Raw genomic sequence first — 25,453 nt, forward strand, 5'->3', positions numbered from 1 at the left:
GCGGCGCTGGCGGTGGTGATAACCCACTGCAGCCTCTGCTTGACCAACTGCAAGGTGCCGGTGGTGGCGACAACCCGCTGCAACCGCTGCTGGATCAACTGGCTGGCCTGAGTGGCGGCGCTGGCGGTGGTGGTGAAAACCCCCTCGCTCCTTACGTTCTCCAGCTGACAAAAACGGTTGATGACCTGCTTGCTGATGTGGCGGGTGAAGATGGTACTGTCGATGCGGTTACCGATGTCGTTGATACGCTGGTTACCGACCCCGCTGGCATACAGGCCAGTGTCACAGTCATTCCCGCATCACTGCAGTACGCCTTGGGTCGTCTGCAAGACAATCTGATGGGCTTTGCTCCTGCCTCTGGGGGTGACAATCCGCTGCAACCTCTGCTGGATCAGCTGACTGGCTTGGGTGACATGGCGGGCGGTGGTGCCGGTGGCGATAACCCGCTTCAGCCGCTGTTGGACCAACTGCAAGGTGCCGGTGGTGACAACCCACTGCAACCGTTGATTGATCAGTTCCAGAATGCCGGTTCAGGCGATATGGAAGGTGACAACCCTCTGCAACCGGTACTGGATATGCTGACTGGAGCGGGAGAGGGTGGTGATGCTGGTGATACCCCGGCCGCACCGTTCTCCTTTGCGTTCTCTTTCGAGTCTGACGCATTTTCGGTCTCGTACAGCTTTGACGGCCAACAGCCGGAGTTCAGCGTACCCACTCCCTGAGTGAGTTTGCTGTAAGAGTAAGCGCTCAAAAGCCAGCCCCCAGGGGCTGGCTTTTTTACTTTCATGTTGTGACACGCTGTATAACAATACTCGCCATTAGCGAGAGTTTTCTTTTAACAGGCGTTAACCCTTGAATAACCGGCTACTGACATATCTGCTGTTGGTCCTGATGGTGGCATCCGTCAGGGCGCATGCGCAGCTGATCTCTGTCGATGTGCTGGGGGTTGGCGTCGATACCAATATCCCAGGTGCGGCCACCGGCGGTGATGATGATTTGTCGGCGCTGTCACTGGATGCCCTGAACGACGATAGTATTTTTGGCAGCGGCCTCTCGGGGCAGGACATCCTGTTGCTGGGGGCTCCTGCTGAACCCTTGGGAAATGCGCCGGGCTCTGACAGCGCACTGGCGCCGTTGCTCAACAATATCGGCGGCGATAGTCCGGTTATCGAGTTCCTACAGGAGACGGCGGGCGGAGAAGATATCACGCCAGAAATCCTCACTATCGACCTTTCCGGCGAAGATGAGAGTGGACTGTCAGCGGACGCGTCGTCGGATCGGCTCGGGGAACAGGGGCAGCGCGAGTCTGCTCAAATGCAAGCGAGTACCGCCCGACAGTGCGAGGATGCTGATGGTGACAGTGTTTGTGATGACGTAGATAGCTGTCTGCAATCGCCCAAGGGCGCGGTAGTGTTGCCCAGTGGCTGCCATTTTGATGGTCGTCAGGCGCTGGAGTTAAGAGGCGTCAGCTTTGCGACGGGTACCGCCTTGCTGGATACCGCCTCTGGCGCGGTTTTGCGTCAGGCGGCCAGAATTCTCAAATCTGCCGCCAATGTTCCTTTGAGTATCGAAGTCGCCGGTTATACCGATGATCGGGGCGATGAAGAGAGTAATATGCGGCTCTCTGTTGAGCGTGCCCTTGCCGTCATTGATTTCCTGATTGCTGAGGGTGTGGCTGCAGAGCGTTTACATGCGGTTGGTTACGGTGAAAGCCGACCGAAGGAGTCCCTTTCTGGACTCAGTGGCGCCGCGTTAGATGCGGCAAGAGCAAAAAATAGGCGCGTAGAACTGCGCGCGATTCCCGCAGGCGGGAAATAACAAGGTTCACAGGCAGAATAACTATGGCTATTGATTTACCACCAGTGATCCCTCCTCAGGCATGGACTGCTGAGCGTGTAGAGCACGCCGCAGCCAAGCTCCCTGTGGCGATGTACGAGGTAGGTGGCTACTCCCTTCATATCACTGGTAATCGCCATTTGAGTGCTGACCAGCTCGACCTGCTGATGCGTAATGCGAAGACCCCGGCACAGGCGATAAATGCCATTAATCAGGCTTACTATCAGTTGGGGCACCTGCTGACTACGGTTTATTTTGCGCAGCGTGGCGATGTGATTTATGCCCATGTCGTACATGGCCGCTTGGCGGATGTAAAAGCGCCTGATTCGATTCGGGGATATTTTAGCGGCTTGATCGGCGATGACGACCTGCGTCGCCGCGAATTCGATGCTCAGAGAGTATTGGCGAATTTGAAAAGCGATAGAGCGGGTATGGACTACAGCGTGAGTTATCAGGTGGGTAAAGACCCGAGCGCGCTGACGCTGGTGCTCAACGAGCAATCGCAGCAGGATTATGATCCGACCGAGTTCAGTTTTGCGGCGAATAACTACGGTAACCGGTTTTTAGGGCGTTATTTTGCCGGTGGCTCCGTGACACATAATTTTCGTAATGGTTTGGAGGTGCAGTTTTCCTACGATCGCGCGTTGACAGAGTTTGGTGAGGTCAATGGTGGTGATTTTTACGATGGGTATACGTTTCGCCTGAATAGCCCCAGCCCATGGGGGCTGTATGGGTTTGAGGCGCGGCGCGTGGATTATGCCCGTTTTGTCGATGCCCGTGTTCAGAGCCCAGACGATCCGCTGTTTACACTGGATGCCTGCGCGCTGCAGGCATTGTGTTCGATTCTCGGGATTGATGACGGCCTGATTGTTGTTGGCGGCGGAACGAGCATTGAGGATCGACGGCTGGCTCTTGAGGCAGAGACGACGGTACTTGCGCTAACGGGCGAGCAGGTGCTTCTCAGTGATGCGTTTTATCGCCTGACATTTACGCAGCGACTCGAAGATGTTGATTCCCGTATTGATGTAAAGCGTGGGCAAAACTTGCTTGATGAGCCGCAGCAGAGTCTCGAGTTGGGACTGAAATACAATCAGCTCATGCGCTTGTGGGGCCTGCCGAGTAAACTGGCGGTGCAGGGGTTCGTTGATCTGGGCTTTAAGTCCGATTCCGGTACCTTGGGTACGGACGATACTGAGGGCGCGGTCAACTTGGGCCGGCGCAGCAGTGAATTCACGATCTTTAAGCCCCGCTTGTCGTTCCAGACGTCACTGACAGAGCGCGTCGAACTCACGCTCAGTTACAGCGGCCAGTACTCTGACAATACCCAGCTTCCCCTTCAGCAGCAGTATTTTCTCGGCGGTAATAATGGCTTGAGTGCCTATATGCCTGGTGTGCTGGTGGGTGACTCCGGACACTACGCCAAGGCCACGTTGGCGGCTGTCGAATTACCTATTGCAGGTCTGCGTTTCACACCAGCGTTTTATGTTGAGCGCGGAGAAGCCTGGTTTGAGAATGCCAGCGGAGCCGACGGCGATACGCGAATGCTCAGCGATATCGGCGTGTCTTTTCGGTTCAGCTATCAAGAGCTGATGGAGACGGAATTGGTAATTGCGCGACCGCTATCGGATCAGAATATTGATGAGGAAGTGCGTGAGGCTGCTGAGGCCGATTTCTTCTGGCGATTGAGGGTTAACTTCTAACTGGGGCAAAGCTGGCTCGCGATTTGTGGGGAATGTCAGCGGCGTGGAAAGGTAAGTCGCACCCGGCCGCCGGGCGCCTGTTCACGGCTGACGAGTTCAAGCCCGATATCGCAGCTATCCGCGATATCGCGGACAATAGCTAATCCCAGCCCCTGGCCTTGACCATATTGATCTCCCCGTCGTCCGCGATCCAACAGAGCTTCCACTTCACTGGGCTGCAATCCTGCGCCATCATCATCAATACATAGTTGCAGTGCTTCTGTGCCTGGTGCTGATGATGTCGAGAGCGTGACGCGTTTTTGACAAGCTTTGCAGGCGTTATCTAACAGGTTGCCAAGTAGCTCGAGCAAGTCGTCTTCGTCGACGGCAACGCTGGGGTTGCCGTCGATATGCAGGTGAATCTCAAGGTTTTTGCTGTGATAGACCTTCATTAGTGTATTACGGAGACGCTCAAGCGCCGGCAGCAGGGGTGTTTGAGGCCCCAGTTTTCCCGCGCTTCCACTGACTGCTCGACGCAGTTGGTGCCGAATAATATCGTCCATGCGGCTCAATTGCTCCCGTCGACTTTCGTCATCCAACTGATTGTTCTGAAGCACGGCCAGTGGCGTTTTCAGGCTGTGAGCGAGGTCGCCCAGGGTATTGCGATACCGCTCCCGTTGTCGCCGTTCTTTTTCGAGTAACTGGTTAAGGTTCTGCGTAATCCCGCTAAGTTCTTCAGGGTAGTCGTCGCTGAGTTGATGAGTATCGCCTTTTTCCAGATGTCGCAGTTCTCTGGCCAGTTTCCGAAGGGGTTTTAAGCCCCAGAATTGCAGCCCGGTTACCAGCGCAAGAGACAGCAGCGCAACCATGCTCAGCCACAGTGCGAGTTGTCGGCGGAACTGCCTCAGTTCATTCAACATGCCTTGCTTACTGGCGTAAATCGAAAACCGGATGGGAATATCGCGGCCATTATCGGTTTCCCACAGGGCGTAATAGCGGTAGTAGAGGAAGGCGCGCTGATCAATGATGAACTCGCCGAACAAGTCTTGTCCGAAGCGTTGTCCTTTTTCTGTTGAGGGAATACCCGGCAGTTGAAGGGTGTCTGCGCTCAGGGATTGCCAGTAAAGTGCGCCATCCAAGCCCTGAATATCAGCATACAGTCCCGACCGGAATTGCCAGAATCTCGGCTCTTTCAAGCGGTCGCTGGTATCGAAGCGGTCACCATTCCATTCAACCGCGCCAAGCAGGGAAAAGAACTGTGTTTTTAGCCGGTTTTCTTCCGCCTTGATCAGACTGCTGTGATAGGCGCGGTCGATAGCTAGCCCCGTCAGGCCGAGAAGTACCGGCATGCTCAAACTCATGGCCAGCAGGAGCCGGCGGCTGATAGAGCTGCGCCGCGTGGGGCATTCAGGCATGGGTTTCCTTCAGCTCAAAACGGTAGCCGCGGCCGCGCAGGGTTGTGATCGGCTTGAGGCTGCCATCGGGGTCGAGTTTTTTGCGCAAACGGGCAATAAAGACCTCGATAACATTGCTGTCTCGATCGAAGTCCTGATCGTACAGGTGCTCGGTAAGGTCCGACTTCGATACTACCTGACCACTCCGCATGACGAGGTATTCAAGCGCATTGTATTCAAATGTGGTTAATTCCAGTGCTCGCTGGTCGACGCTGACAGATTTCGCGGCGGTGTCGATAACGACGGGGCCGAACGCCAGCTGAGGGCTGGCGAATCCCGCTGAGCGCCTGATCAAGGCATTGGCGCGGGCAAGGACTTCTTCGATTTGAAAGGGTTTCGCTACGTAATCGTCAGCGCCGGATTCCAAGCCTTTGACTTTATCCTGCCAGCTGTCGCGAGCGGTGAGGACCAGTACCGGGAATTTGATACCTTGTTGGCGCCACTGACTGATCACGCTAATGCCGTCCCGCTTGGGTAGGCCGATATCGACAACCGCAAGGTCATAGGGCGTTTCTTCCCCGAGGTAGGCGGCTTCCTCTCCGTCTGAACTGGCGTCACAGGCAAACCCAGCTTCGGTGAAATACTTCAAGAGTTGCGCCTGCAGGAGTGGTTCGTCTTCCACGATGAGTACACGCATGCTTGCTACCTATTTGCCGTCAATAATGACGTTTTTTATTTTTCCATCGTCTTGGAGAATACGCACTTTGTAGGCATTACCGATCTTCTTCGCGCCCACAGCACGGCCGCCATAGCGGCGTTCGGCAATGGCGATGGCGTCCCGGGCTGTCAACTGAGGCTGCAGGCGCTGATGTTCCAGCTGGCCGTTTAGAGAGGGCGAGCCCAGAGCACCATTGCCTCTGGGCAGGTTGATGCCGCCGCGGTCGAGCAAACCTGCGGCAAAGCTCGTGGCCGGCGCTGTGCCGATGCCAAATATCAATGCGGCGAATAAAAAATAACGGGCCATATTCCACACTTTGCTGGTTGGGCGTTTGAGGTCGGTAGGCTATGTGTCCTGTGCCAAGCTTAACCCAGTAACGTAGCGAATTTCAGCTCCTGCCTGTATTTCACAGTGATCTGACCGTACTTGCAGTTTGGATAGCTTCGGCTTAACTTTCGCTGAACCCAGATTCAAGTCACAGCATAAAAAGGAAGATGACGGTGAAGCTTTACACCTATGATCCTGCACCCAATCCGCGCCGTGTCGCGCTGCTACTTAAATACAAAGGCGTTGAATTAGACGCAGAGCAGGTGGACCTTACGAAAGGTCAGCAAATGAGCGCGGAGTTCTCAGCAATTAATCCGCAGTGGACGGTGCCCGCGTTGCAGCTGGATAACGGCGAGGTGCTGAGCGACGTGATCGCTATTTGCTATTACCTCGATTCCCTGTATCCCGAAAAGTCGGTTTTTGGCAAGGATGCATTGGAATGTGCAAAAGTCATTGCCTTCTGTCAGCGGCTGTATGTGGACGGCTTGGCTGCCGTGGCTGAAGTCCTGCGTAACGGGAATCCGGTATTCAAAGATCGCGCGTTACCCGGCGCGCTGAATGTGCCTCAAATCCCTGAGCTGGTTGACCGAGGGCACCTGCGTTTGGATGCGTTCTATCAATCGATGAACGAGGTTGTTTCCGGACGGGAATTCGTCGTCGGAGAGCAACTGAGTCAGGCAGATATTGACCTCTATGTCGTGCTGGGTTTCTGCGGCTGGGTAAAACGTAGTATTCCGGAAGATTGCGAAGCGCTGGTTCAATGGTTTGCCGACATGAAAAAGCGCTTCGGTGAGTGACAGGACCTAGCGCAGCCAGTACACATTCACTCTAGTGTTCAACGATGGGCGGTGGCCACATCGCGGTCCGTGTTGGTGGTAACGCGTTCCTGCTTGCAGGCGGTGGCGATAATCGCGGTGATAATTGCTGCGATACCGCTGGTCGCGCAGGCCATCGCGATAGCCTTGTCGATACGCCCACGACGAGGCGTGTCGGTCGTGATAGCCATGATACGAGTGTGTGCTGTGACGCATTTGGTAGCTTTGTGGTACAGGTCTGGGGTCAGCCAATGCCAGAGCAGGCAGTCCTAGGATCAGCAAGCCGGTCATGATTCTTGCAAACATGGGATTCCCTCCTGTTAGCATTTCGAGCTCAGTATACCGCCGATAGCGTTAACCCAGGCTGAATCTGCCATATGGGTGATGTTACCCGCTCGCTGCCTCTTTAGAATCTTCGCTAATATAATAATGATAAGGAGCAGGATATGTCGGTGATAGGAGCCCAGGTGAGGGCCACTGGCGCGTTACTCTTTGCATGTGCGGTTGGGTGCTTGTTTTCGCCGCCGCTGCTTGCCAGTGACGATACTTGCCCCGAATGGACCGATGAGCGCCAACTCTTTTTTGGCGATTTACATGTACACACAAAGTATTCACTCGATGCTAGTACACAGGGAACGCGAACGGGGCCGGCTGATGCGTATCGCTTTGCTCGTGGAGAGAGCATTCCTCTGCAGCCCTGGCTGGAGAATGGCGAGGCGCTGCGTCAGCTGAAACTTGAGCGGCCGCTGGATTTTGCGGCCGTGACCGATCATGCAGAGCTGCTGGGAGAACGTGAAATCTGCAACAGCCCGGATGACGAGGGCTATGGAAGCTGGCAGTGCAAGTTGTATCGTCACTGGCCCAGAGGGGCTTTTTTCCTGTTCAATACGCAAGCGGCCAGAGCCGTTCGCATGGGTTTTTGCGGCGAGGACGGGGAGTATTGTCGTCAGGCCGCGATGCGTCCCTGGCAAGATATCCAATTATCAGCTGAAGCCGCGAATGACCGTTGTGCATTCACCAGCTTTGTCGCTTACGAGTGGACTGGGGCGGCTGAAAACCTCGCTAACCTGCATCGCAACATCATCTTCCGTAACGCGCAGGTGCCGCGCTTGCCTTTTTCCTTTATCGATGCGCCTTCTGCACCGGCCTTGTGGGACGGGCTTGATGCGCGCTGCGGTCCCGGCACGGATTTACCCGCCTGCCAGGCACTGGTTATTCCTCATAACAGCAACCTCAGTGATGGCTATATGTTCGTGCTGGATGAGGTCAATACTGAGTTGGGCACTCGTCGGGCGGAGCAACGCTCACGGCTAGAGCGTCTTGTTGAAATCATGCAGCACAAAGGCGCCTCAGAATGTTTTTTTGATCCGCTCAATACGCAGGATGAGCTGTGCGCCTTTGAGCAATTGCCTTACGGCAGCTTTCGTAGCAAGTTTGTCGGCAAAATTTCCAGCCGATTGAGTGAACCCGCGCAGAGCGATGCGGGATTCCTGCGAGACGTGCTGAGCGATGGCCTGGCCTATGCACAACAAGACAAGGAAAATATAAACCCCTACACCCTCGGTGTTATCGCAAGTACCGATACACACATCTCCGCGCCCGGCGCCGTGAGCGAGGATAATTTTCCGGGGCATGGCGGCGCTGGCCAACCGGCAGGTCAGGAATTACCCCCCGGATTGCCCGACGACCTGGAGTTTAATCCTGGCGGCTTGGCGGCAGTCTGGGCGGAGGAAAACAGCAGGGAGTCGATTTTCGCTGCGCTTGAGCGGCGCGAGGTCTACGCCACCAGCGGGCCTCGTATTGGATTGCGGGTTTTTGCGGGAGCCGACATGCCACAGAACCTGTGTGAGTCAGACGAATTTGCGCAGCAGGCTGATCAGCACGGCGTACCGATGGGCAGTGAATTAACGTTGGAAAAGGACGGGGCTCCGGTTTTTGCGATACTTGCTGCGATGGATGTCGGGACCGCGAATTCGCCAGGGCTGCCACTGCAAAAAGTGCAGTTGATTAAAGGGCAGCTTGGCGCGGACGGGCAGCGCAAGGAATCCGTTGTGGATATCGTCGATTCTGGTATTGCGGCATCTGTCGATCCGCTCAGCTGCCAGCTTGTGGGTAGCGGCGCTGCGCAGCTCTGCCAGGTGTGGCGTGATCCCGACTACGATCCGCAAAGCCGCAGCTACTATTATGCCCGTGTCTTGGAGGTACCTCGTTGTCGCTGGAGCCAGCAGATCTGCGTGGCGCAGGGGGTGGATTGCAGTAAGCCTGAGACAATCCAGGCGGGCTATGAGGACTGCTGTCGCGCGGATCACCGACCGATTATTCAAGAGCGGGCATGGAGCTCTCCGATTTGGGTGCATCAGGCAAAAGAGGAGGCTGAGTGAGGCGGGGGCTTTGGCGGCTGGCGATTTTTTCTGGTTTGGCGATATTGCTGGCGGCGAGCGTGACTCGCTGGGAAACCTACCAATATCGTGTGCTGGACTGCCCGTCGTCGGCCAGTGTGGCGGAGCGCTCTCGTCAGTGGCGAGCCCTGTATCCGTCGCAGCCGGTGGACCTTTACGGCGTGCAGCAAAGCCTGATGGACGAGGACATGTTGCTGAAAGAAGCGTTGCTGCTAGGTATTCACCGGGAGGACGTGGTGATTCAGCAACGCCTCAATCGGGACATGAGCTTCCTGAAGCTGGAGGGCCAGGGGCTGGAAAAGGATAGCCCATTGCTTGAGGCGCTTATTCTGGGTGATGTGGTCATTCGCCGGCGCTTACTGCAACGCATGGAGGCCATGATGACGGCGACAGCGCCTGAGGTTTCGTCTGCTGCGATTCAAAATGAGGCTTGGCGGGTCGATTTTCAGCAGTATTTGTTCCGGGAAAGGTCGACCGCCGAGCAGGCGCTCGCCAACGGCGAGTACAGTGAAGCCATACCCTTCCTCCACGGTGGCGCGCTGATGGGACTGGATCAAGCCAGGGTAGATGCCCTGTTTGGAGACCGTACCGATATGACTCTGCCATCTCTACCTTTGAGGCAGTGGTTTGGGCCGGTTCAGTCGCCCTATGGTTGGCATGTGTTGCGGGTGGTCGATCGCCGTAAGGAGCTGATCAAGGTGCCATCGCCACCATCGGAAATGTCGGCATCAGCCCTGACGCGATTGCGGGATAAATACCGGAACCTCTGTCATGCCACGTAGTTCCGTGTTGTCGCTTCTGTTGCTACTCGGTCTGCTTTGTACCCCGGCACATGCCCATAAGCTGGCGCCAGCCCTGTTGGAGCTGAGGAGCCTGCCCTCGGGCACTATTGTGGTCAATTGGCGCTTGCCTGCGGATGGCAGTGCAGCGCTGGCGCTGAGCTTCTCGGCGGACTGCCGACGTTTGGGCGAAGGGCCGCCAACGCGTCAGGGCACTGCATTGGAATGGCAGTTTCATGTCCAGTGTGGCAGCCAACCAGAAGTGCGAGTGGAGGACCTCAGCCCCTCACAAAGTGCGGTATTGCTGAGGTGGTGGCCGGAGGAGGGCGATGAGCAGCAGCTGCTGTTAAATAGCGATGAACCGGGATATGTACTCGAGAACAAAGATCAGAAGCCTCATGGCGTTGTCCAATACCTGCAGTGGGGGATTAGCCACATTCTCATCGGTTTTGATCATCTGCTTTTCGTATTGGGGCTGTTTCTGATCTCCGAGCACTGGCGGCAGCGATTGCTTTGGGTCACCGCGTTTACCCTTGGACATAGCCTGACATTGATAGCCGCCAGCACGGGGCTGGTATCGTTCGACACGGGTCTGGTGGAAGTCGCGATCGCCGCTTCGATACTGGTACTCGCACTGGGTATCAACACCAGGCCCACCGATGTGACGCGTTCTGGATTTGCTTTATTGGTGTTGGGGTTTGGCCTGCTGCATGGCCTCGGTTTCGCGTCTGTATTAGGGGAGCTGGGCTTGCCGCTGGGACAACAGCTGACCGCTCTGCTGCTGTTTAATCTTGGCGTGGAAGTGGGGCAGTTGCTGTTTATCGCCATGTTGGCGCTGGTGTTTGGTCTGATCGCTCGGATTCCGGTCAACGGTGGCGAGACGCCGCTGTTTGCGGCGCGCCTGCTGTCGATTTACACGATGGGCGGCTGCGCGATGTATTGGATGGTCTCCCGTGCAGCCACTAGCCTGTGGTAGCGAAGAGTACGCTTACTGGTTCTCGGCTGTTTGCTTCGGCGGTGCGGGATAGCGCTTCATCGGAATCAGCGGGTGAAAGCCCAGCTCGATACCTTCTTCGATATTGCGGCTGTTGCTCAGTATTTTTGTCCTGCGCACGAAGCTGCGCTGGGATTTCCGAGAATTGATTGCATGCAGGGTGTCCAGGCCTCCGCGGCTGGAGAACAGAGGTTGCCCTTCGCTGCTGTAGATCGTGACTGCGAGGCTGGCCCCTTTGATAATCTGCGTCCAGTTGAAATCAGAGGGCACACTGGCGGTGGCGCCCTCGGTGGCCGGCTCTCGGGTGACGCCGTACCAACGGGCGTAATGTTTCATCCCTGCGCTGTGCTGAATATCGTGCACCATAAGGTCAGTAAACAGCACGGCGTCGATCTCTTTGTGTTCCTGCAGGCTTTTGAACGTAGCGCCCATCACATTTTGCCAGCCCACTTGATCAACCTTGCCGGTAGTCGGGTCGTAGAAATCGCCGAAGTTCAGCAATGCCTGCTGCCAAGCGTTATTGAAGATATGCTGCGGCACAATCTGGTAGCCATTGGCGGTCAGATAATCCTGAACCATGCCGTCGATTTTCCCCTCGCTGTCCCTTAACATGGAGCGCGTTGGCTCACCGCTGACATTAACGCTGGCTATGATGATTTTCTTGATAGGCTTTTTGGCCAGAGACTCTTTGGCGATGAAGTAGTCATATACCGTTGGGTTGTAACTCACCGAGCTACAGGCGCTGGTGATGACGGCCATCAGTGCGGTAACAATCAGAAGCGTTTTTTTCACAGCGGTACCTATTTATTCGGATGCGCAGGCATTCTAACAACCGGGGTAGAACATGAGAAGTGAACTGGGAGCAGGCGCGGTATGCCTGAACAGTGAGACGAGAGGTAGTGGTGAGCCGGTAGTATTACTGCACGGACTGTTTGGCTCAGCCAGCAATCTGCTCTCATTGGGACGCAGTCTGGAAGCGCACTATCAGGTAGTGCGTATGGACTTGCGCAACCATGGAAAATCTCCCCACTGCGACTACATGGATATCCCGTCGATGGCCAAAGACGTGGCGTTGACCATGGATGAGCTTGGCATCGCGTCGGCCTCGGTTCTGGGCCACTCCTTGGGCGGAAAGGTCGCAATGGAGCTGGCAGCAACGCAGGCCGACCATGTCAGTAAGCTGATTGTCGCGGATATCGCCCCGGTGAGTTACGGCCGAGGCCACGACGCTATTATTACGGCGCTGCTGGCGATGGATTTGCGTGCCTTGCGCAACCGCGAACAGGCCGACCAACTTTTGCAGGATGCTGTGCCGGAGTTAGGCATTCGTCAGTTTTTGCTCAAGAACCTGATGCGCGATGGTGACCATTGGGCATGGCGGATGAATCTGCCAGTGATTGCCGATTGCTATGACCTGCTGCGGGCAGCACCCGATACAGGGGTATACAAGGCGCCAGCGCTGTTCATTCGCGGGGAATTATCTCGCTATATCAAAGACGAAAATCGGGTGGGAATTCAACGTCAGTTCCCGGATAGTCGCTTGGAAACCATCGCTGGTACTGGGCACTGGCTTCATGTAGAGAGACCGGCGGAGTTCAACGCTCTGGTGGCTGGCTTTCTGGCGAGCGGCAATGATTGACGCGATTACCGCCAGTCTCTACGCGCAGCAGCCCACAGAGACGCTCTACCATTACACCTCGCTGGGGGGCGTGCTGGGTATTGTCGGCAGTGGTGTGTTGTGGGCCAGTGATATCCGCTATATGAATGACTCGGCAGAACTGAGGCATACGGCAGATTTGGTAAAGCGCGATGTCGAACAGCGCATTGCGGCCGGGCACCCTCACCCTGGGTTGCTGAATGCCTTTCTCGACTGGGTGCAGCACCGAATTACTAACGGCCATATTCTCTTTGGCGCCTCCTTCCGTTCTCACGGCAACTTGCTCAGTCAGTGGCGGGGCTACAGTTCAGTGGGGAAGGGAGCCAGCCTTGGGTTTAATGCCGAGGCCATCAAGAGCTGCGCTGCGGCGCAACACTTTAAGTTGGGCCGTTGTGTGTATGAGGCGGTGGAGCAGCAGCGGCTGATTGCGCAGATTATCGACGCAGTGGAGTTGTTGGCAGAGCCGCAACCGGAAGGCAGTGCCAGTGATCAGCGGGAGCAATGGTTTCAGCGCTTTCAACACCTGGAAACGGATCTGCTGCGCATCGCAGCGATTCTCAAACATCCCTCATTTGAGGAAGAGCAGGAGTGGCGGCTGGTATCGCCGGTGATTTCCGACTACCTGGGGGCCAAGGTGTATTTTCGTGAGGGGAGGAGCATGCTGGTCCCCTTTATGAAGTTTTCATTGGCGGAGCAGGGCGAATCCATGCTGTTGGATCACGTATACCTTGGGCCGACACCCAATATCAGCTTGTCGATGAACTCTTTAAAAATGTGCCTCAGCAAGCACGGCATTCAACCGACGCAGGGCATCGACTATTGTCAGATACCCTATCGACAGCGTTGATCATTTTCCCGACAAGATAAAGTCTGCACAGCGCTCACCAATTAATACGGCCGTTGCATTGGTGTTGCCGGAAATAATGGTCGGCATCACCGACGCATCAGCAACCCGCAGCCCCTCGAGGCCGTGGACTTTCAGGTGCTGGTCGACGACGGCCATCTCATCGTCACCCATTTTACAGGTGCCCACAGGATGGTAGACGGACTCGCCGGTGTTGCGGACAAATTCCAGAATGTCTTCGTCGCTCTGAACATCGGCGCCGGGAATCAGCTCTTCGCGGCGCCAGGGCTCCAAAACAGGGGCCTCAAAGATTGCCCGCGTCTTGCGCACTGCCGCAATGATCGCGCGACGGTCTTCCTCTTCTGCCAGGTAGTTATGTACAAATGCAGGGGCCTCACGCGGATCAGCGCTGCGAATGTGGACGTGACCGCGGCTCTTGGGGCGTAAGTAACATACCGTTGCGGTCGTGCCGGGCACGGTGAGCATACGGCCATTTTCATCCTGATCACCTGCGGCAGGAGTGAAATGGATCTGGGCGTCGGGGCGCGCTACATCGTCCGATGTGCGGAAAAATACCCCCACTTGGGCAGCCGGGTGCGAGAGCATTCCGCTGCCCTTGAAGATCAGCTTCATCAGCGTGTTGAGCATTGCCAGCGGGCGAGAGTCTTCATAATACGTTCTGACGCCCTCAAATGAGCGCTGGGTATTCACCGTCAGGTGGTCCTGCATGTTCTCACCAACGCCAGGCAGGTTCTTAAGCGGCTTGATCCCTTTTTGAGACAGCATCTCGGCATTGCCGATGCCGCTCAGCTCCAGTAACTGCGGCGAGTTAATCGTACCGCCGCAGAGAATGATCTCGCCGCGGCAGCGCACGGTGACTTCCTTGCCATTCTGCAAATAGCGCAGCCCACAACTGCGGTGGCCTTCGAACAGGATCTGGGTGGCGATGGCATGGGTTTGAATGTGAAGGTTGGCGCGTTTTGCGGCGTTGCGTAGATAGGTTTTGGCTGTACTTTGGCGTCGTCCCCGGCGAATATTCACCTGATAGAAGCCAACACCTTCTTGTCGCTCCCCGTTGAAATCGGGGTTGAAGGGAATACCGGCTTCCTGTGCGGCTTTGACATATAGCTCAGCCATGTCGTAGCGATTTTGAACGTCGTCAACCCAGAGCTGGCCGTCGCGGCCATGGTAGTCATCGCCGGATTGTCCAACATAACCCTCGCAGCGCTTGAAGATCGGTAACAGCTTTTCGTAGCTCCACTCCGTATTCCCGAGCTCCGCCCAGTGATCATAGTCCTCTCGCTGGCCACGGATATATACCATGCCATTAATTGAGCTGGAGCCGCCGAGCACCTTGCCCCGGGGTTGGTCAATGCGGCGGCCATTCATATGCGGCTCCGGATCACTGACGTAGCCCCAACTGAGTGTTGGGTGCTTCATGGTAAAGGCAAAGCCGAGCGGGATGTGGATCAGGGGGTTGCGGTCTTTGCCACCGGCTTCCAGCAAGAGCACATTGCGTTGGCCATCTTCGCTGAGCCGGTTTGCCAGTGCGCAGCCTGCGGAGCCGGCGCCGACAATAATGTAGTCATAGAGCTTGGTCACGGAGTACTTGCCTCATTTATTTTTCTTGAAGTATCACTGTTGGTACTAAGTGTGTAACTAGACTAAGTGCCTTTGTCTGACTTGTGAAGTTATATGTCTGTAACGTTTTTCCGGCGTTCGGGTATTGCGAATTTTGTGGCACTTTCCAGCCAGCCGAAGCGTTCCAAAAGTTGCTCGTAGACACCGTCCACCGGACAGTTGAGCACAATGCGCTCCGCGGTTTTGGGGTGTGTAAATCGCAGCTGCGTGGTGTGAAGCAGCAGTCGAGGGCAGTTCAGAGACTGTGCAAAGTAGCGGTTGTGTCGGCCTCTGCCGTGCTTGGCATCACCGATAATCGGGTGAGAGATGTGCTTCATGTGACGCCGAATCTGGTGGGGGCGTCCAGTGAGTGGCTCAGCCAGAACCAGAGAGTAGCGTGATTGAGGATAGCGCTCGATCTCGACGTCGATTTCATGGCTCGCCAATCGCTGATAATACGTCCGGGCTGGCTTGGCTTCGCCAAATTCTGGCCGTCCAGCGTAGGGATCGGGATCCGCTCGCAGTGCGTGATCAATCCACCCTGACTCTGGTGAGTAACCCCGAACAACCGCCAGGTAGGCCTTTTGAATCGTGTTTTCGCTGAATTGCTTGCCCAGTTGGCCAGCAGCTTCTCGGCTGAGCGCAAACAGCATGACGCCCGACGTCGGTTTGTCCAGGCGATGGACGGGGTAGATTTTCTGGTCAAGCTGTCTTCTGAGTATCTGCAGCGCGTAACGGGTTTCGTGGCGGTCGATGGGGCTTCGATGAACCAACAGACCGGCCGGCTTGTGAATGGCAACCACGTATTCATCCTGGAAGAGAATCGGCAATGTTTCATCGGCTTGTACGACGTTCGTGCTGATTTCGGAGCTGTTTGATGAAGAGTTTGTCATGTTGGTGTCGTTTTCTTGTCGATATGACGGCTGCGGGTTAGATTCGGTTCTGCGCGGAAATATTGCGCTGAAATACTATGCGGAGAAGACAGTGGCAGACAAATTTCCATGCACATCGGTTGATATGACCTTTTTTGAATCTGCGCCATTTATCTACACGGCAGAAGAAGTCATCAACGTGAGTGCAGACACTGTATTTCAGTCCTTTGAAAATGCAGAGGACTGGCCCGTGTGGGCGGCTCCGATTCAGCGTGTGGAATGGACCTCGCCGCAGCCTTTCGGTATTGGTACCACGCGTACCGTGTATATGATGGGCGGTTTGACGGGGTATGAGGAGTTTATCGCTTGGGAGCGGGGCCGTGAAATGGCTTTCTGTTTCACGCATTCCAGCAAAGACAATATTGTCAGTTTTGCCGAACGTTATCAGGTAGAAGAGTCCGGCCCCAATTGCTGTTGTGTGCGCTGGACAATGGCGATGAAGCCCAAGGGGTTTAGCCGTTATTTCTTGCCGGTATTCAGCCCGTTTATGAATATGGGCGTCAAACTTATGTTGCGCAACTTACGAAAACTGCTTGAGAAGCGGGCTGCCTGAAAAGGGCGAAAAAAAAGCCAGAGCGATGGCTCTGGCTTGGGTTAGTGCTTAATTCTTTGCCAGTTGCTCAGACTTGGCAATTTCATCATCAAGCGCGCTGATGATGTCGTTTACATCCTCTTCTGACAGCTTCCCTTCCTTGAGCAGGCGGATATTACCGTCAGTATTCAGCAAGATCACGGCGACTCCCTTGGGCTCCAGAGACCAAGCCTTCAGGCCACGGCCCTCATCGTCTGCGACCAGTACGGCCTGTGGGTGAGCACGCTTGTTCTTGGCCAGTTCGCTGGTTACCAGGCCCTGTGTTCCCCAGAGAGCGTCATCAAGGTTGACGACCGATATGGATTGGAAGCTGCCGGGCGCATAGTCCCCTTTGTCCAGACGGTCGCGCAGAGGCGCAATAATCGAGTCAGAAGACATGCGTGCCGCCATGTGGAAAATCAGCGCAGGGGTGTCTGCAGTGATCTGTTCTGTCGACCAGGGAACGAAGCGAACACTGTCGCCGTTGATTTCCAGCTCACCTCGGCTGGGCACATCCAGCGCGGGCAGTTCTCCGCCCAGTTCCAGGGCAGTACTCGCGGCGCTGACACACAGCAAACCGGCAGCAACCAATGATTTCCATAAACGCAGCATGTAAGATTCCTTGTTCGTTATCAAAACAGCGACTCGCGGCAGAATAGCACAGTCATTTGTCCGCAAAGATGACGCTTAGTTCACATTGTGCCGGGCTGTATATTAATCCGTGCTGAACCGGCCATATCCCCTTAAAAGCCGCCACTGGCGGGCTGCTATCAGGACGCGTCGTTGCTGTATGACTCCCAGCTCTTCAGGCGTCCGCTGGCCTGTAATTCTTCCAGCAGGGCTGCTTGCTTCCGCTTACTCATCCAGAGGAACGTCCGCGGCAGGCCCAGTCGCTCGCAGCTTTGACCTGCGGGGCTGTCGGGTTTGGGAATGCGCTCGGAAAGACGTGCGACGACCTTTACCAATAGTCGTCCAGACCGGCTTAGCTTGTACTTGTCGTTCAATCCCAGCCGCTCACTGACGGATTTCGGTACGATATCGACCGCCGCACAGACGATGGCGTGCAGCAGGAAACCCGGTATCTTCCTCTCCTTGGCGGAATTCTGGAGCACTTGCAGGAATTCCTCGTTGATAGGGTGCGCTTCGAAGCCGGGTTCCAGCTTTGCCATCATTTGATGAAAATCTTCCAGCGACGCCGGTTTTGTTTTCACGCCATACAGTTTTGCGATCTCGGTGCTCTCGCTAAAAAACTGTCTAATTTCCTGGTCGCTCAGTGGTGATACAAAGCGATGATAGGCGACCAAAAAACCATAGCCTGCGGTCGCAGCTACCCAATCCAATAGTTCCTGATCAAGCGCTTTGTAGTGCTGCCCATCGGGGGTGACGCCCTCGACCCGCGCATGCATCCTGTTGACCCCTCCGATAATTTTTCGGGCGGCGCTGGCGGGGCCGTATGCACCGATCATGGCTGCGTGCCCAGTGCGCTCGGAGCGGCCGACTGGATCCCGACGATAGGTAGAGTGATCCCATACGCCGCTGCGTATGCGCGGGTCGGCAAACTCAAGAAGTACCGCACAGACCCCACCAATGACCCGGCTGATCGGGTTTTTGTAGATTCGCCACGTCACGGAGTCAGGCCCGATATACGCGGGCTCACCGGGTGGTTGGGTGTAGTCCAGTTTCCACCCCATGTACGTGCTGCGTTCCGCCATAGTCTTATCCATATTTTTCAGAAGCTGCTGTTTGTGTGATGTCATTTTTTTGAACGGGCGCCAGTATCAGCCGCTGCTTCGAAGGCCCTTGTGAACGCTAGATTACGGTAAATTTTAGCGGCATTTTGTTTCGGGCGGACGAAAAAGGTTATTGGGTGCCAGCGCCGATGCCTGCTGTCTTGCCCTCGCATTAGCACACTGACTACAGTCTTCACCGAACGCAGGCTGTTCCCCCAGATGCTAGGAGGGAGGGCGGCATTAACGACAGTGTCCGGGCGGTTTAATACGAGCCAAACCCGTTGATAAGAAGAAGAGTTGGGGAAGAATTATGGCCTTGTCACCTAGAGCCGTTTTACCGTTAGTTTTTTTGTCTGGTATGGCAGGTGCTCAAGAGGAGCCCCGTCGTCAGTTGGAGGAAGTGGTGGTGACCGCGCAGAAGCGGGCGGAGTCTCTCAGTGATGTGCCTGTTTCGGTTACGGCCGTGTCATCTGAAAAGCTCAACCAAGCGGGCATTGAGAACCTCTCTGACCTTTCGGAATACACGCCCAATTTCAAAATGGTGAAAGGTGGCCTGGCCCCGAATGTTTATATGCGAGGTATCGGTTCAGGTTCAAACCTGGGTTTTGAAATGTCAGTGGGCTTCTTTTCCGACGGCATTCATCTGGGGCGCGCCCAGCAAACGCGCGCGGCGTTTATGGACGTGCAGCGGGTCGAGGTGCTGCGAGGGCCGCAGTCAATCTTGTTTGGCAAGAACGCTATCGCGGGGGCGATAAATCTGATTTCTGCACAACCCGGCGACGAATTTGAGGGCATGGTTTCCGGTATTTATGGTCTTGAACTGGATAACCGTGAGGTCAATACGGTGTTGTCAGGTCCTCTTACCGAAACGTTCGGTGCCCGCCTGGCTCTGCGTTACCGCGAGGATGAGGGCTACATCTACAACACGGAGCTCGATCGCGACGATGGGGGCTCGGAGGAAGTCTCGGGCAGGCTCATTTTGCGCTGGACGCCGACAGACAGTGTCGATGCCAGTCTGAAGCTTGAGAAGACAGAGCTGGAGCAGATAGGTCGAACCTTGCAGGTCACGCACCCAAGTGCGTTAACGGGGTGTTCCGGCGAGAACACACGTCGCGATTATGTTCGCGCGAGTGACACGGATGAGCGGGTTAAGCTCGACAACTATAACGGCACCTTGAACGTCGACGTTCATACCGATAGCGGGACGTTTACCTCGGTGACCGGTTATACCGGCTTTGAGAATGATGAGGTATTTGACCCCGATTCGAGTAGTTTTAATACCTCAGTATTCGATGGTGTCGAGGAATTCAGCCAAGTCAGTCAAGAGTTCCGGTTTGCGTCACCCGGCGGTGAATTTATCGACTATATCGGTGGGGTCTTTTACCAGAAGAACGAGGTGAGTTCCGATGTTAAAGCGCCATTGAATGTTCGTACCGGTGCCATTGAAGATACCGGAGTTTGTCTGCTGAACACAGCACAGCTGGTCGCTGCAGACCTTGATCGCCAATTTGATATGGACGCCGAGGCATGGTCGGCGTTTACGCAATTTACCTTCAATTTCAGCGAAAGCTGGCGCAGTACGCTCGGTCTGAGATATGTCTCTGAGAAGAAGGAAGGTGAGCGGGTGTTTAACCTGTATGAGCGCAACACGGAAATTCCCGTTAACCCGGTGACCGCGTTGCTGCTGAGCCAGCTGAATGTGGGGGCTCATGAATTGCAGGGAGAGCGCGATAGCGATGTGTTACTGCCTTTGGTGAATACCCAATGGGATATCCATGACGACGTTATGCTCTACGTGTCCTACACGCGCGGTGCGAAATCGGGTGGCTATGATGCGCAGGGCAACAACGGTGATGACGGCCCGAGCGGCGGAGCCACCAATTTTGAGTTTGATGATGAAATCGCGAACGCTTGGGAAATCGGGGCGAAAATGCGCCTGCTGAATGGCGCGGCTGACTTGAATTTGGCGGTGTATCGTGTGGAATACGATGATATGCAGGTCAGTGTATTTGACGGTGTTGCCGGATTCAGTGTGACGAATGCCGGCCAATCGCTGACCCAGGGCTTCGAACTTGATGGCCGCTGGTTGCTGACGGACTGGATGATGCTGACCGGGTCGGTGGCCTATCTTGACTTTGAGTGGCTCAAGTACGAGCAGGGGCCCTGTTATCCGGGGTCTCCAGACGAGGACCCCAATACCGGCACCTGTAATTTCGAAGGCAAGGTAAACCAACAGACACCGTCGTGGACGAGCAGTTTGTCGGCGATCTTTACCTGGCCGATCAGCGACGCGTTGATGCTTGAGGCTGCCGCTGACGTGAATTACCGCGACGAGCATTATATTTCCGGTGACCTTGATCCCAGAGGGCTGGAAGAGGCGGTGACCAAATACAATGCACGGGTTCGCGTGTTTGACGTCGCAGAAACCTGGTGGTTGTCTCTCGTGGGTAAAAACCTGACAGATGAGCTGGTCATGGGCTTCGGTGGCGGAACGGGCCTGGATGTCGGCGGCTATCGCGCCTCCGCGGAGCCACCGCGTTCGGTTTATCTGGAGGGCGGTGTGCGGTTTTAATCACATCGGGGGCTGGCGTGCATGGCGGGTCTAGCCCCGACTCGTAAGCACTTTCCCATTGAATGGGCAGCGGTGAAGGTCAACGAAAGCGGCAAAGAACCTTCCTCTCTTTTTCTGCCTGCTCATCCAATCACTTCTCGCCGTCTATTGCTGCCTTTTGAGCGCCTGAGGAACTTTTTACCTCCCAACTTCATCGTACTAGTGACAGCGGAATGCGCTTGCTACCAGCGAGAGCACTCCGCTGACGATGATTACGTTAATTAGGAGGAAGGCATGACACATAACGTCAAAACGACTCCAGGATTAAAAGTCGGTCTAGGGGTGATTGCAGCCGGTTTGCTCGCGGGTACAGCCAGTGTTCCCGCATTGGCGGCTGGAGATTCTCACTTGTACATCGGCGGTAGTTACGGACTGTATAAAGACCGCAACGGTGACTTTGACGAAGACGACAATTTCAAAGAGATCTTCGTCGGGGCGCAATTCAACCCGGTACTGGGGCTGGAGGCGAGCTACCTCGATTTCGGCGAATTCAGCGGAGCCTTGGGCAGCAGCGATATTGACGGCTATGACCTGGCTTTGGTTGCCCGTCTTCCGTTGACAGAGAGCTTTTCCATATACGCTAAAGGCGGCCAATTGTTTTGGGATGCGGATATCCGCGTAGCCGGATTCAAGGACAGCGCAGATGGCGATGATCCCTTCGTTGGCGTGGGCGCCGACTTCGCGATCACGGACAACCTCGTCGTGGCCCTTGAGTACGACCGGTACCGTATCGATATTGAAGACAACCAGTTCCCGGGAACAGGCAGTCAGGACTGGGATGGCGATATGGATACGATGAAAATCGGGGCGAGATTACTTTTCTAGGGCACCCGTCCCATATCTGGTGTCCCTTCGCCAGCCGCACAGCGGAGTCCCCCTAACGCACGGCGGCTGGCTTTTTTCTAATCGTGGGGAGGTAGCTTGGCGCCGCAGTGCCGGCAGTACATGGCATCGCGTTCATGACCACGGCGTCGGCAGGCGTGACACATGACTGCACTGCGCATGCGCTGGGTTTCCTGTATGAGCTCTGCACTTAATATCCCTGTTGGTATAGCGATGATGGCGTAACTGGTGACCATCGCCAGTGCCGCAACGGCTCTACCAATGGTTGTTTGGGGAACAATATCGCCATAGCCGACGGTGGTGACGGTGACAATCGCCCAGTAAATGCTCTGCGGGAGGCTGGTGAAACCGTTGTGTGGGCCCTCAATCAAATACATCAGCGAGCCGAAGACAATCACCAGGGTTACGACCGTGATGAAGAAGACGGTGATTTTGTGTCGCGAGGCTTTGACTGAACGAATCAGCACATTGGCTTCCGACATGTATTTGAACAGCTTGAATACCCGAAAGATTCGCAGCACCCGGAACACCCGGATCACCAGTAGGTGCTGGGCTCCAGGGATGAATAGCGCGAAGTAGGTGGGCAAGGCCGCGAGCAGGTCGACGATACCGTAGAAGCTGAGCACATACTCCCGGCGGTTTTCAGAGCAGTAAACGCGGGCAACGTATTCGATACTGAACAGAATGGTAAAGCCTATTTCTGCCGCGTAAAGCAGGTTGCCATAGCGCTCATGCAGAGAGGATACCGAGTCGAGGAACAAGGCGAAGATGCTGGCGATGATGACGACAATCAGTGCGATGTCGAAATTGCGTCCTGCGCCCGGTTCGGTGCCGAAAATGACCTGCCTCATCCGCTCCCGGAGGTCGGTTTGGCTCATGACTGCGCTTCCTCCCGGAGTACGGCGACCATGCGTTCACACAGCGTCTGAAGGTCGTCATCACTGATGACATAAGGTGGCATGGTGTACACCAGCTTACCGAAAGGCCGAATCCAGATGCCGTGTTCAACAAAGCGCGGTTGGATACTGCTCATCTCGACGGGCTCTTTCATCTCAATAACGCCAATCGCGCCCAGGCAGCGGACATCGGCAACGTCGTCAAGCTCGCTTGCGGCTGCCAGTCCCTGATTCAGGCCTTTTTCAATACGTTGGATATTTGTCTGCCAATCGTCGCTGAGTAGTAGGTCAATACTGGCATTGGCAATTGAACAGGCCAGCGGGTTGCCCATAAAAGTTGGGCCGTGCATGAACACACCGGCTTCGCCTTGGCAGATACCTTGCGCGACCGCTTCGGTGCACAGTGTTGCGGCAAGGCTCATATAGCCGCCGGTCAGGGCTTTGCCGACGCACATGATATCGGGACTGATGCCTGCGTGGTCGCAGGCGAATAACTCGCCGCTGCGGCCAAAGCCCGTGGCAATTTCATCGTGAATCAGCAATACATCAAATTCGTCGCACAGTGCGCGGGCCTTGCGCAGATAATCGGCTGAATAAAACCGCATGCCCCCCGCACCCTGAACGATCGGTTCGAGAATGACGGCCGCAATGTCCTGATGGTGCTGTTCCAGCTGCGCGCGCATGGATGCCATATCCTCGGCACTGGCCTCGCTGCCGAAGGGGGTGGCGGGCGCGTCACAGAAGAAATGCTGGGGCAATACGCCGTTAAAAAGATGGTGCATACCATTCACTGGGTCGCAGGCGGCCATGGTGGCAAACGTATCGCCGTGATAGGCGTGATGCAGTGCCAGCAGTCGGTTTTTCTGGGGCTTACCCTGAGCAATCCAGTATTGGACGGCCATCTTGATCGCGACTTCGACAGCAACGGAGCCAGAGTCGGAAATAAACACGCGGGTCAGTGGCTCGGGGGTTAAGTCAACGAGGCGCTTGCCCAGCGTTGCTGCAGGAGCATGAGTCAGGCCGCCAAACATGACATGCGACATATCTTGCAACTGGTTCGTGGCGGCGGCATTGAGTGCCGGGTGGTTGTAGCCGTGAATGGTGGACCACCAGGAAGACATTCCGTCGATCAGGCGACGGCCATCGGCAAGGGTTAATCTCACGCCGCTGGCGGAGGAGACGGGGAAAACAGGGCTGGGGTGAAGGGCCGATGAGTAAGGGTGCCAGATGTGCTGTTGGTCCCATTTCAGCCAGGTGGCCGTGTCGGTATTGCGGTAATCAGGCATGCGGTTCTCCGTAGCAAGGGGCCATTTTAGAAGTTGCCGAAGGCTTTTGCATCTTTACATGGCTGCGGTGATACTGGCTGGATAGATGTATCTAGGCAGCGTGCCTCATCGTTACGGGAAGAGAGGAGTGTTTGATGTCCGATCGTCGAATCGAGCGGGATAGCATGGGCGAGGTGTCGGTGCCGGTATCGGCTCTCTATGGTGCGCAGACTCAGCGTGCGGTGGACAACTTTCAACTCAGCGAGTTGACGCTGCCAGCCGTTTTCATCGATGCGGTATTGCGTATCAAGCAGGCGGCGGCGCGGGTCAATGCTGAGCTTGGTTTGCTGGACGACGCGCGGTGTGAGGCGATCTGCGCCGCCGCTGATCAGTTGCTGGAGGGGGAGCATCGGGATCAGTTTCCGGTAGATGTCTTTCAGACGGGGTCGGGTACCAGCACCAATATGAATGTGAATGAGGTACTGGCCACATTGGCGGCATCGCGCAGCGGGCTGGCGGTCAGTGCCAACGATCACGTCAATATGAGTCAGAGCAGCAACGACGTGATTCCCACCGCGATTCACAGCAGTGCGGCCATTGAAATCAGCGAACGCTTGCTGCCTGCATTGGCAACCTTGCAGGCAGTTATTGAAGACAAAGCCGAGGCCAGTGCGGGACTGGTGAAGACCGGACGCACGCACCTGATGGATGCCATGCCGATTCGCCCGGATCAGGAGTTGATGGCCTGGGCCTGTCAGATTGAAAAGAGTCGCGAGCGTATTGCCGATGTGCAGATGCAGCTCTGTGAACTCTCGCAAGGGGGCACGGCAGTGGGGAGCGGTATCAATGCGCCCACCGGGTTTGCTCCCCGGTTTTGTGAGGTGCTCAGCGCAGCCACCGGACAGAGCTTTCGGCCTAATCGCAGTTTCTTTGAAGGACTGGCCTGCCAGGATACCGCCGTTGCCGCATCGGGGCAGTTGCGCACGCTGGCGGTCGCATTGATGAAGATCAGCAATGATCTTCGCTGGATGAATAGCGGTCCGTTGTCTGGACTGGGGGAAATCCAGCTGAAAGCCCTGCAGCCGGGCAGCAGTATTATGCCGGGCAAGGTAAACCCGGTAATTCCCGAGGCCGTTGCCATGGCGGCAGCGCAGGTGATCGGCAATGATGGCTGTATTACCGTAGCGGGACAATCCGGCAATTTTCAGCTGAATGTCATGCTGCCGGTGGTTGCCTATAACCTGCTGCAGAGTATTTCTCTGATGAGCAATGCCTGCGAAGCCTTGGCTGAATGTGTTCGCGATTTTGCCTATCAGCCTGACGCGCTGCGCGAAGCGGTGGCCAGAAACCCGGTACTGGTGACGGCGCTGAATCCCCTGATTGGCTACCTGAAGGCGGCAGAAATTGCCAAGCGCGCTTACTCCGAGGGTCGGGATATTTTAGATGTGGCTGAGGAAATGACGGACTACAGCCGGGAAGCGCTGTCAGAGTATCTCGATCCCCTGAAGCTCACGGAGGGCGGTGTCAGCGAGGCTTGAGCGAG

The 25,453-nt window shown here is 55.8% G+C and carries 24 protein-coding genes; 13 read left to right on the forward strand and 11 right to left on the reverse strand.

Translation table 11 applies throughout. The annotated features are described in order from the left end of the window. The 3 genes from AC5DB9_RS03385 to AC5DB9_RS03395 all read left to right on the forward strand — a co-directional run. Nucleotides 1–722, forward strand: a 722-nt coding sequence (locus AC5DB9_RS03385; protein WP_491732027.1) for a hypothetical protein, incomplete at its 5' end; no start/stop codon positions are given. Nucleotides 723–852: 130 nt separating this feature from the next. After that, on the forward strand, nt 853–1,818 hold the full coding sequence (locus AC5DB9_RS03390; RefSeq protein WP_272992536.1) for an OmpA family protein: 966 nt from the start codon (nt 853–855) through the stop codon (nt 1,816–1,818). Nucleotides 1,819–1,841: 23 nt separating this feature from the next. Continuing rightward, nucleotides 1,842–3,536 (forward strand): ShlB/FhaC/HecB family hemolysin secretion/activation protein, encoded by a 1,695-nt coding sequence (locus AC5DB9_RS03395; RefSeq protein ID WP_272992538.1) that lies wholly within the window; start codon nt 1,842–1,844, stop codon nt 3,534–3,536. 35 nt (nt 3,537–3,571) lie between these two features. Here AC5DB9_RS03395 and AC5DB9_RS03400 read toward each other — a convergent pair whose 3' ends face one another. Genes AC5DB9_RS03400 through AC5DB9_RS03410 form a run of 3 tightly spaced genes read right to left on the reverse strand, consistent with a single transcriptional unit; the run spans nt 3,572 to nt 5,942 of the window. Next, nucleotides 3,572–4,930: an ATP-binding protein gene (locus AC5DB9_RS03400; protein WP_286855465.1), complete on the reverse strand. Its 1,359-nt coding sequence runs from the start codon at nt 4,928–4,930 to the stop codon at nt 3,572–3,574. Beyond that, nucleotides 4,923–5,606: a response regulator transcription factor gene (locus AC5DB9_RS03405; RefSeq protein WP_272992543.1), complete on the reverse strand. Its 684-nt coding sequence runs from the start codon at nt 5,604–5,606 to the stop codon at nt 4,923–4,925. Before AC5DB9_RS03405 ends, AC5DB9_RS03400 begins: the two co-directional genes overlap by 8 nt. A 9-nt stretch (nt 5,607–5,615) precedes the next feature. Beyond that, the gene (locus AC5DB9_RS03410; RefSeq protein WP_286874143.1) at nt 5,616–5,942 is read right to left on the reverse strand and encodes a PepSY domain-containing protein; all 327 of its coding nucleotides are present in this window, start codon (nt 5,940–5,942) and stop codon (nt 5,616–5,618) included. A 179-nt stretch (nt 5,943–6,121) separates the two neighbouring features. Between AC5DB9_RS03410 and AC5DB9_RS03415 the strand changes: the two genes are divergently transcribed. Continuing rightward, nucleotides 6,122–6,751, forward strand: a complete 630-nt coding sequence (locus AC5DB9_RS03415) for a glutathione S-transferase family protein (protein WP_022960010.1) — start codon at nt 6,122–6,124, stop codon at nt 6,749–6,751. A 38-nt stretch (nt 6,752–6,789) separates the two neighbouring features. Here AC5DB9_RS03415 and AC5DB9_RS03420 read toward each other — a convergent pair whose 3' ends face one another. After that, on the reverse strand, nt 6,790–6,960 hold the full coding sequence (locus AC5DB9_RS03420; RefSeq protein WP_272992546.1) for a hypothetical protein: 171 nt from the start codon (nt 6,958–6,960) through the stop codon (nt 6,790–6,792). 255 nt (nt 6,961–7,215) lie between these two features. Here AC5DB9_RS03420 and AC5DB9_RS03425 point away from each other — a divergent pair, with 255 nt between their 5' ends. The 3 genes from AC5DB9_RS03425 to AC5DB9_RS03435 are packed head-to-tail and all read left to right on the forward strand — an operon-like array spanning nt 7,216 to nt 10,923. After that, entirely contained in the window at nt 7,216–9,150 is a 1,935-nt protein-coding gene (locus tag AC5DB9_RS03425) for a DUF3604 domain-containing protein (protein ID WP_286855466.1), read from the forward strand. Continuing rightward, nucleotides 9,147–9,950 (forward strand): peptidylprolyl isomerase, encoded by an 804-nt coding sequence (locus tag AC5DB9_RS03430; protein WP_272994299.1) that lies wholly within the window; start codon nt 9,147–9,149, stop codon nt 9,948–9,950. The genes AC5DB9_RS03425 and AC5DB9_RS03430 overlap by 4 nt, the downstream gene beginning before the upstream one ends. Next, nucleotides 9,940–10,923: a HupE/UreJ family protein gene (locus tag AC5DB9_RS03435; RefSeq protein ID WP_272994301.1), complete on the forward strand. Its 984-nt coding sequence runs from the start codon at nt 9,940–9,942 to the stop codon at nt 10,921–10,923. Before AC5DB9_RS03430 ends, AC5DB9_RS03435 begins: the two co-directional genes overlap by 11 nt. A 12-nt stretch (nt 10,924–10,935) precedes the next feature. On the opposite strand, the gene AC5DB9_RS03440 is transcribed toward AC5DB9_RS03435, so the two are convergent. After that, nucleotides 10,936–11,733 (reverse strand): hypothetical protein, encoded by a 798-nt coding sequence (locus AC5DB9_RS03440; RefSeq protein WP_022960015.1) that lies wholly within the window; start codon nt 11,731–11,733, stop codon nt 10,936–10,938. Nucleotides 11,734–11,785: 52 nt separating this feature from the next. Between AC5DB9_RS03440 and AC5DB9_RS03445 the strand changes: the two genes are divergently transcribed. Then, nucleotides 11,786–12,580: an alpha/beta fold hydrolase gene (locus tag AC5DB9_RS03445; RefSeq protein WP_272994302.1), complete on the forward strand. Its 795-nt coding sequence runs from the start codon at nt 11,786–11,788 to the stop codon at nt 12,578–12,580. Next, entirely contained in the window at nt 12,573–13,445 is an 873-nt protein-coding gene (locus AC5DB9_RS03450; protein ID WP_272994303.1) for a DUF2971 domain-containing protein, read from the forward strand. The genes AC5DB9_RS03445 and AC5DB9_RS03450 overlap by 8 nt, the downstream gene beginning before the upstream one ends. On the opposite strand, the gene AC5DB9_RS03455 is transcribed toward AC5DB9_RS03450, so the two are convergent. Further along, complete coding sequence (locus tag AC5DB9_RS03455) at nt 13,446–15,044, reverse strand: GMC family oxidoreductase (protein ID WP_272994304.1); 1,599 nt, start codon at nt 15,042–15,044, stop codon at nt 13,446–13,448. Nucleotides 15,045–15,133: 89 nt separating this feature from the next. Continuing rightward, nucleotides 15,134–15,955, reverse strand: a complete 822-nt coding sequence (locus AC5DB9_RS03460) for a pseudouridine synthase (protein WP_272994305.1) — start codon at nt 15,953–15,955, stop codon at nt 15,134–15,136. Here AC5DB9_RS03460 and AC5DB9_RS03465 point away from each other — a divergent pair. Continuing rightward, nucleotides 15,954–16,547, forward strand: coding sequence for an SRPBCC family protein (locus AC5DB9_RS03465; protein ID WP_022960020.1), 594 nt, complete (start codon nt 15,954–15,956; stop codon nt 16,545–16,547). The genes AC5DB9_RS03460 and AC5DB9_RS03465 overlap by 2 nt on opposite strands. A gap of 48 nt (nt 16,548–16,595) precedes the next feature. Here AC5DB9_RS03465 and AC5DB9_RS03470 read toward each other — a convergent pair whose 3' ends face one another. Further along, nucleotides 16,596–17,177 carry a YtfJ family protein gene (locus tag AC5DB9_RS03470; protein ID WP_022960021.1) on the reverse strand — a complete coding sequence of 194 codons (582 nt, stop codon included), beginning with the start codon at nt 17,175–17,177 and terminating at the stop codon, nt 16,596–16,598. 158 nt (nt 17,178–17,335) lie between these two features. Then, nucleotides 17,336–18,277 (reverse strand): oxygenase MpaB family protein, encoded by a 942-nt coding sequence (locus AC5DB9_RS03475; RefSeq protein WP_272994307.1) that lies wholly within the window; start codon nt 18,275–18,277, stop codon nt 17,336–17,338. A 376-nt stretch (nt 18,278–18,653) separates the two neighbouring features. Here AC5DB9_RS03475 and AC5DB9_RS03480 point away from each other — a divergent pair, with 376 nt between their 5' ends. Both AC5DB9_RS03480 and AC5DB9_RS03485 read left to right on the forward strand, forming a co-directional pair. Then, nucleotides 18,654–20,867 carry a TonB-dependent receptor gene (locus AC5DB9_RS03480; protein WP_272994308.1) on the forward strand — a complete coding sequence of 738 codons (2,214 nt, stop codon included), beginning with the start codon at nt 18,654–18,656 and terminating at the stop codon, nt 20,865–20,867. A 273-nt stretch (nt 20,868–21,140) separates the two neighbouring features. Continuing rightward, entirely contained in the window at nt 21,141–21,731 is a 591-nt protein-coding gene (locus tag AC5DB9_RS03485; protein WP_084495586.1) for a porin family protein, read from the forward strand. Between the two features lie 77 nt (nt 21,732–21,808). Here AC5DB9_RS03485 and AC5DB9_RS03490 read toward each other — a convergent pair whose 3' ends face one another. Together AC5DB9_RS03490 and bioA are read right to left on the reverse strand one after the other, a co-directional pair. Beyond that, the gene (locus AC5DB9_RS03490; protein WP_022960025.1) at nt 21,809–22,627 is read right to left on the reverse strand and encodes an ion transporter; all 819 of its coding nucleotides are present in this window, start codon (nt 22,625–22,627) and stop codon (nt 21,809–21,811) included. Next, nucleotides 22,624–23,931 carry an adenosylmethionine--8-amino-7-oxononanoate transaminase gene (bioA, locus tag AC5DB9_RS03495; RefSeq protein WP_272994309.1) on the reverse strand — a complete coding sequence of 436 codons (1,308 nt, stop codon included), beginning with the start codon at nt 23,929–23,931 and terminating at the stop codon, nt 22,624–22,626. Before bioA ends, AC5DB9_RS03490 begins: the two co-directional genes overlap by 4 nt. Before the next feature lie 134 nt (nt 23,932–24,065). Here bioA and AC5DB9_RS03500 point away from each other — a divergent pair, with 134 nt between their 5' ends. After that, nucleotides 24,066–25,448, forward strand: a complete 1,383-nt coding sequence (locus tag AC5DB9_RS03500) for a class II fumarate hydratase (protein ID WP_272994310.1) — start codon at nt 24,066–24,068, stop codon at nt 25,446–25,448. Nucleotides 25,449–25,453: the final 5 nt, after the last annotated feature.

It is taken from the genome of Spongiibacter sp. (assembly GCF_984394615.1).